This is a genomic window from Ilyobacter sp., from assembly GCF_041583315.1.
GTDB lineage: Bacteria > Fusobacteriota > Fusobacteriia > Fusobacteriales > Fusobacteriaceae > Ilyobacter.
In genome coordinates this window covers 1-7,133 of sequence record NZ_JBFHGC010000079.1, presented here as the reverse complement: position 1 = coordinate 7,133, position 7,133 = coordinate 1, and the positions used below count along the sequence as shown (strand labels likewise).

Genomic DNA, 7,133 nt, shown 5'->3' with positions numbered 1-7,133 from the left:
TTGACCTATATGCCTGATAATTCCCAGTGTACAAGTTTCTCCTATAACAGAATTTTTCATATCCATGAAATCACCACCAATCAGCTCTCTAACTACAAGATAAGTATATTCGTTTCCGAATGAAATGTCAACAGTTTTTTTTATAATATTTGAATTTGATTCATCTGGTTAATGTCCTGTCAAAGTAAATTTTCATTAAAAAATAACTTTGATTGATTACGGTTATTTTGTCCAAAGGAGACTTTATATTTTTAAACCAAAGAATCTTAATTTTATTTTTCCACAACTCTAAAAGTTCTAAAATTATACATATTTCAACTTGTTGATTTTATCAATTAATGATAAAATCTCATACGGAATACTAAAAATCAAAGGGGGACTTTAAAAAATGGATTCTGTTTTAATTTTTGGACATAAAAATCCTGATACCGACTCTATATGTTCGGCCATTGCATATGCCGAACTTAAAAATAAACTTGGTCAAAAATCTCAGGCTGTAAGATTAGGAACTCTCAGCAAAGAGACTGAATTTGTATTAAATCACTTTAATTTAGAGGCTCCTAAACTAATAGACACAGTAAGACCTCAGATTTCAGACCTTACACACTTAGAAAAAGAGGTTATTTATGTGAATGACTCTCTAAAGTCTGCCTTAGACCTTATGATAAAGGAGAATTTCTCCAGTCTTCCAGTGGTAGACGAAGAAAGAAGACTTGTGGGAATGATACATGTATCTGATATTGCAAATACATATCTTGAAATGGACCATACAAAACTTTTCAACAATTATTCCACTCTTTACAAGAACCTCAAAAATATACTCAAAGGAGAGATAATAAGCGGAGAGTATCCTACAGGTTTAATAAAGGGAAGTCTAAAGGCTGCATCTGAGATGGACTCTGTAAAAGAGGGAGACATTGTGGTAACTACAACTCTCGTGGAAAATGCAGTGGAAAACGCTATCAATGCAGGAGCCGGGCTGGTAATACTATGTGTCAATGAAGGGGATGTCGTTCCTCTTCCTAAAAGCACAACTACTCCTGTTATGAAAGTGGAGAAAGGTCTTTTCAAAACTTTCAGGCTAATTACTCAGTCTGTATCTATCTCTTCTATAATGTCACACGACAAGAAGTTTTATCAGTTTAAAGAAGATGATTTCCTTCATGAAATCAGAGATATGATGAAGGAAGCAGACCAGACAAACTTCCCGGTAGTGGACAGGGAAGGTAAGATCTACGGTACTATAAGATCAAAAAATCTGATTAATTTCACAAGAAAAAAAGTAGTCCTTGTGGACCACAATGAAAAAAGTCAGTCTGTCGATGGAATTGATGATGCTAAAATATTAGAAGTTGTTGACCATCATAAATTCGGAAATTTTGAAACAAATGAGCCTCTTATAATAAGAGCCGAAACTGTGGGATGTTCCTCTACTATTATTTTCAACCTCTATAAGGAAGCAGGTATCTCTCCTTCTAGAGAATCTGCAGGAATTATGCTTAGTGCGATACTTTCAGACACACTGCTTTTCAAATCTCCTACGTGCACTGAAAAAGACGTAAAGGCAGCTAAAGAACTCTCTGAAATCCTTGAGTTTGACTATGAAAAGTACGGAATGGATATGCTCGTAGCGGGTACTTCCCTGGGAGAAAACAGCCCTATGGAGATAATCACTATGGACATGAAAGAGTTTAAGATGTCAGGATTATCTGTAGCTGTGGCTCAGGTAAATACAGTAGACGTAAAGGGAACTCTTGCCAAACAAGAAGACCTTGAAAAAGTAATGAATCAGATGATAACTGAAAATGGATATGATGCATTTATACTGGCCATCACAGATATCATAAATGCCGGTTCACAGGTACTCGCACTTGGTCAGTGGGCATCCCTTGTGGAAAACGGATTCAATACAAAACTTGAAAATAATTCAGCATGGTTAGAGGGAGTCGTTTCGAGAAAGAAACAGCTTGTACCTTTCCTAATGGCTGCCAGTCAATCTATTTAGAATCTATCAACCGGGGAAAATCCCCGGTTTTTTTTGTAGAAATATTTTTATTTTTTTACAAAATAATATGAAAAATATTCAAAATAATATCTTTGTGTAATTCCCTTTGTTACAGTTCATAAATTCTTTATTATAGAGCTTTCCCTTGAAAATCAAAGTGTTTATAAAATTAAAATCATAAAATAAAATAAAAAACTTCTTTTATTTTATTTTAAATTCAAAAGGATACTGGAAATTATTCGGTACATTTTAGATAAGTAAGAATAGTAAAGGAGGGATTTTATGAAAGACAAAAAAAAGGGAATTTTAAGCAGTGATTTTATGGATGATTTTATGGAAGAGGATGATCCGCTATTCAAACACGGTGGTAAAATACCCGCTTCAAATATCTTAGACAAAACTGATGTTTACGAAATTGAAGTCGCAGCTCCTGGATTGAAAAAAGAGTATTTCAAAGTTACAGTGGAATCTAACAGACTTGTAGTTCTAGCTGAAGTAAACGAGCTAGAAAACAAAGAAAAAAAATATTACTCTCAGGAATTTGGACATTCAGCCTTAGAAAGAAGTTTTAATATCCCTTCAGATGTAGATCAGAAATCTATTTCAAGCTGCTACAATGAAGGAATTCTTTTTATAAGACTTCCAAAACAAGCTACTCATGAATCTGCAGAGGATATAGTGGCTGAGATAAAGGTAGATTAAAGTACCACTCTTCTCTTAAACTGTAAAAAACCAGCTAAGGCTGGTTTTTTATTTTGTCTGTGTTCTGCACCTCTTTTGCCGTCTTCATTTTTTTTAGTATTTATGATATAATATGTAGAATTTCGAAAAATAAGGTGATATTATGTTTTTAGTTACTACAAAAGAAGAGATGAAGAACCTGGGGTGGGATTCCCTGGACATAATTCTGGTCTCTGGAGACACATATATAGATTCATCTTATAACGGCACTGCTGTTATAGGTAAATGGCTTTTAAAGCATGGATTCAAGGTGGGAATTATCGCCCAGCCTGACATATCGTCTCCTGATGATATCACAAGGTTAGGTCCTCCGGAACTTTTTTGGGGAGTATCTGCCGGGTGTGTCGATTCTATGGTAGCAAACTACACAGCCACAAAAAAGAAAAGAAAAAGTGATGACTTTACTCCTGGTGGGATAAATAACAGAAGGCCTGACAGGGCTAGTATCGTATATACAAATCTGATAAAGAGATACTATAAGGACAATAAAGTTCCTGTAGTTTTAGGAGGTATAGAGGCTAGTCTTCGTAGAATAGTGCATTATGACTTCTGGTCTGATAAACTGAGAAAATCTATTTTATTTAATGCAAAAGCTGATATAATCTCCTATGGTATGGGAGAGAAATCAATGCTTGAACTGGCTCTTGCCATGAAAAGAGGGGAACCCTGGGAAAACATAAGAGGCATAGCCTATATTTCAAGGGAGCCTAGGAAGGGATATCTTGAGCTGCCTTCCTTCGAGGAGTGTATAGGGGATAAGAAACAATTTATCCAGGCCTTTGAGACCTTTTACCTGAATTGTGACCCTTTGACTGCAAAGGGAATATTTCAAAAGCAGGACACAAGATATCTGGTACAGAATCCACCAACCATGCCTTTTACTTCAGAGGAGATGGATAGCATATATGGTATGGATTTTGAAAGAGAGGTGCACCCTTACTATAGGGGTATGGGAGAAGTAAAAGCCCTTGAAACTATCAGAAATTCCATAACAACTCACAGAGGCTGTTATGGAGAATGTAGCTTCTGTGCTATAGCAGTCCATCAGGGACGTACAGTTACTGGAAGAAGTGAAGAATCTATAATTTCTGAAGCCAATGTTATACTCTCTTCACCTAAATTTAAAGGTTATATATCTGATGTAGGAGGACCTACTGCAAATATGTATGGTATCGAGTGCGAAAAAAAATTGAGCTCCGGTGCCTGTAAAGATAAAAAGTGCCTTTATCCAAAGACTTGTTCTGTGCTAAAACCAAATCACTCCAAACAGATCTCCCTTCTAAAAAAACTAGAGAAATTAGAAGGAGTAAAAAAGATATTTATTGCCTCTGGACTAAGATATGATCTTATATTAAGTGATGAGAAATGCGGAAATCTTTATCTGGAAGAACTTGTAAAAAATCACGTCTCAGGACAATTAAAAATAGCACCTGAACATACTGAAGATAAAATCCTTTCTTTAATGGGGAAACAGGGTAAAAATATCCTTAAAGAATTTAAAGAAAAATTTTATTCTATAAATGATGATTTAGGGAAGAAACAGTTCTTAACCTACTACCTCATAGCGGCCCATCCAGGTTGCAATGAAAAAGATATGGAAAATTTGAAAAAATTTGCCAGTAAAGAATTGAATACCAACCCAGAACAAGTACAAATCTTTACTCCTACACCATCTACATACTCTACTCTCATGTATTACACCGAGGTTGACCCTTTCACAGGAAAGAAACTTTTTGTAGAGAAGGATACAGGGAAAAAACAAAAACAGAAAGACATACTTGTTTCAAAAGAAAACTATGGAAAACCCGATAAAAGAACTACTTTCTCTGAAAATAAAACTAAAAAAACTAAAAATAACAAATGGAAAAATCGTTAAAAACTATTAATAATTAATTTTATAGACTAATACGATAATCCCCTATGTAAAAGGATTAAGGAGGGAATATTTTGAAACCAATCGTTGCAATAGTAGGAAGACCAAATGTAGGAAAATCAACACTTTTCAATAAACTTGTAGGAGACAGGATCGCCATTGTGGATAACCAGCCTGGGGTTACAAGAGACAGACTTTACAGGGAAACAGACTGGCTAGGTACTGAGTTTGTACTTGTTGACACAGGAGGGCTAGAGCCTAGGAATAAAGATTTTATGATGACAAAAATAAAACAGCAGGCTGAAGTAGCTATAAATGAAGCTGACGTAATCCTTTTTGTAGTAGATGGTAAGGCCGGAGTCACAGCCCTAGACGAAGAGGTAGCATACATTCTCAGAAAGAAGAAGAAGCCTGTAATCCTCTGTGTAAACAAGGTAGACAATTTCCAGAGCCAAAGTGATGATGTCTATGACTTCTGGTCTCTTGGATTTGAACATCTTATGCCTATTTCTGCAGAACACAAGCTAAATCTAGGTGATATGCTCGACACCATCATACAAAACATCAACAAACTGGAGATTCCAGAAGATGAAGAAGAAGGTCTTAAACTCGCAATAATAGGAAAACCTAATGCAGGAAAATCATCTCTGGTAAACAGATTATCAGGACAGGAAAGAGCAATAGTGAGTGATATCGCCGGTACCACGAGAGATGCTATCGATACTAGTTTTGAATATAACTATAATAAATATGTTCTTATTGATACTGCTGGTATAAGAAGAAAGTCTAAAGTTGAAGAAAGTCTTGAATATTACTCAGTATTGAGAGCTATCAAAACAATAAAAAGATCAGATGTTTGTCTCCTTATGCTCGATGCTCAAGAGGGAATCACAGATCAGGATAAAAAGATCGCAGGTATAGCCTATGATGAAAAGAAGCCTATAATTATAGTAATGAACAAGTGGGATGCACTGAAAAAGGAAACGAATACAATGAAGGATATGAAAGAGCTTATTCTTTCGGAGCTTCCTTTCTTAAGCTACGCTCCTGTAGAATTTGTTTCTGCTCTTACAGGACAGAGAACTCTCAAACTATTAGACCTTGCAGACACGGTTTATGATGAGTATACAAAGAGAATCTCCACAGGTATTTTAAATACTGTCTTAAAAGAGGCCCTTATTCTCAATGCTCCGCCTACAAGAAAAGGTAGACTCGTTAAAATAAATTATGCTACTCAGATTTCCACTGCTCCTCCAAGGTTTGTACTGTTCTGTAATTATCCGGAACTTATACATTTCTCTTATTCGAGATATCTGGAAAATAAATTTAGAGACGCCTTTGGATTCGAAGGATCACCTATTGATATTATTTTACAGAAAAAAGGTGAAAGTTAATAAAAAAATTATGACCCAGAGCTTGTAGGCTTTTGGGTCTTTTTTTTACTCAATAAAAAAGAGAATACAATAACTAAGCATTCTCTAATTAGATTTTATATTTTTTTTATATTCTTTTCAAATCTTGTATTTTACGATAATCTTATAATTGATTATGTCTGGTGTCTTCAGTTACACTTCTAAAAGAGTTGACACGCTAAGCAAACAGCTTTATAATTTTAATATAAGTCTCAATATAAACTACTGTATTACATTATAAATCATATTATTGTTTTAATTTACCCATCTAAAAAAGGGGCTGAAAAAATGGCTGAAGTAATTATAAAAAAATTGGAAAAAATCTATCCTAATGGTTTTAAAGCAGTACACGGAATAGATTTACATATAAAAGATGGAGAATTTATGGTTTTTGTAGGTCCCTCTGGATGTTCCAAATCAACAACTCTACGTATGGTAGCAGGTCTTGAGGAAGTTTCCGGGGGAGAAATCTATATAGGTGATCAGTGTGTGAATAAACTTCCACCCAAAGACAGAGGAATAGCAATGGTGTTTCAGAATTATGCACTTTATCCCCATATGACAGTATATGAGAATATGGCTTTCGGATTAAAACTGAATAAAACTCCTAAAGATGAAATAGATATAAGAGTTCGAGATGCGGCAGAAAAACTTGAAATAACAGACCTTTTAGACAGAAAACCTAAAGAGATGTCCGGAGGTCAGCAACAAAGGGTGGCAGTAGGCAGAGCTATTGTCAGAAAACCAGATGTATTTCTTTTTGACGAACCTCTATCCAACCTTGATGCAAAACTTAGGGTTTCTATGCGGGTAAAAATAACCCAACTTCATAAACAATTAAAAGATGAAGGCTCAGCAGCAACAATGATATATGTTACCCATGATCAGATAGAAGCCATGACAATGGGAGACAGAATATGCGTACTGAGTTCTGGAAACATAATGCAAGTAGACACGCCTATTAATCTTTATAAAAGACCTGCAAATAAATTTGTAGCAAGTTTTATAGGCTCACCTGCCATGAATATAATTGAAGGAAAACTTATGGAAAAAGATGAAAAAATTGTGGTAGAGATCTCTGGATCTATTTTAGAACTTCCCC

Annotated in this window: 5 protein-coding genes; all 5 read left to right on the top strand. The window is 35.1% G+C overall.

Features of this window, described 5'->3' with window-relative positions; all coding sequences use genetic code 11:
* The first annotated feature begins 388 nt into the window (after nucleotides 1-388).
* Nucleotides 389-2,005, top strand: a complete 1,617-nt coding sequence (locus ABZA26_RS04310; protein ID WP_372713282.1) for a putative manganese-dependent inorganic diphosphatase — start codon at nucleotides 389-391, stop codon at nucleotides 2,003-2,005.
* Nucleotides 2,006-2,287: 282 nt separating this feature from the next.
* Entirely contained in the window at nucleotides 2,288-2,707 is a 420-nt protein-coding gene (locus tag ABZA26_RS04305) for an Hsp20/alpha crystallin family protein (RefSeq protein ID WP_372713281.1), read from the top strand.
* 139 nt (nucleotides 2,708-2,846) lie between these two features.
* Nucleotides 2,847-4,622 (top strand): YgiQ family radical SAM protein, encoded by a 1,776-nt coding sequence (locus ABZA26_RS04300; RefSeq protein WP_372713283.1) that lies wholly within the window; start codon nucleotides 2,847-2,849, stop codon nucleotides 4,620-4,622.
* A 71-nt stretch (nucleotides 4,623-4,693) separates the two neighbouring features.
* A complete protein-coding gene (der, locus tag ABZA26_RS04295; protein WP_372713280.1) occupies nucleotides 4,694-6,013 on the top strand; it encodes a ribosome biogenesis GTPase Der in 1,320 nt (439 codons plus the stop codon).
* 306 nt (nucleotides 6,014-6,319) lie between these two features.
* Nucleotides 6,320-7,133 (top strand): ABC transporter ATP-binding protein (locus tag ABZA26_RS04290; RefSeq protein ID WP_372713279.1); only part of this gene is annotated, 814 nt, incomplete at its 3' end.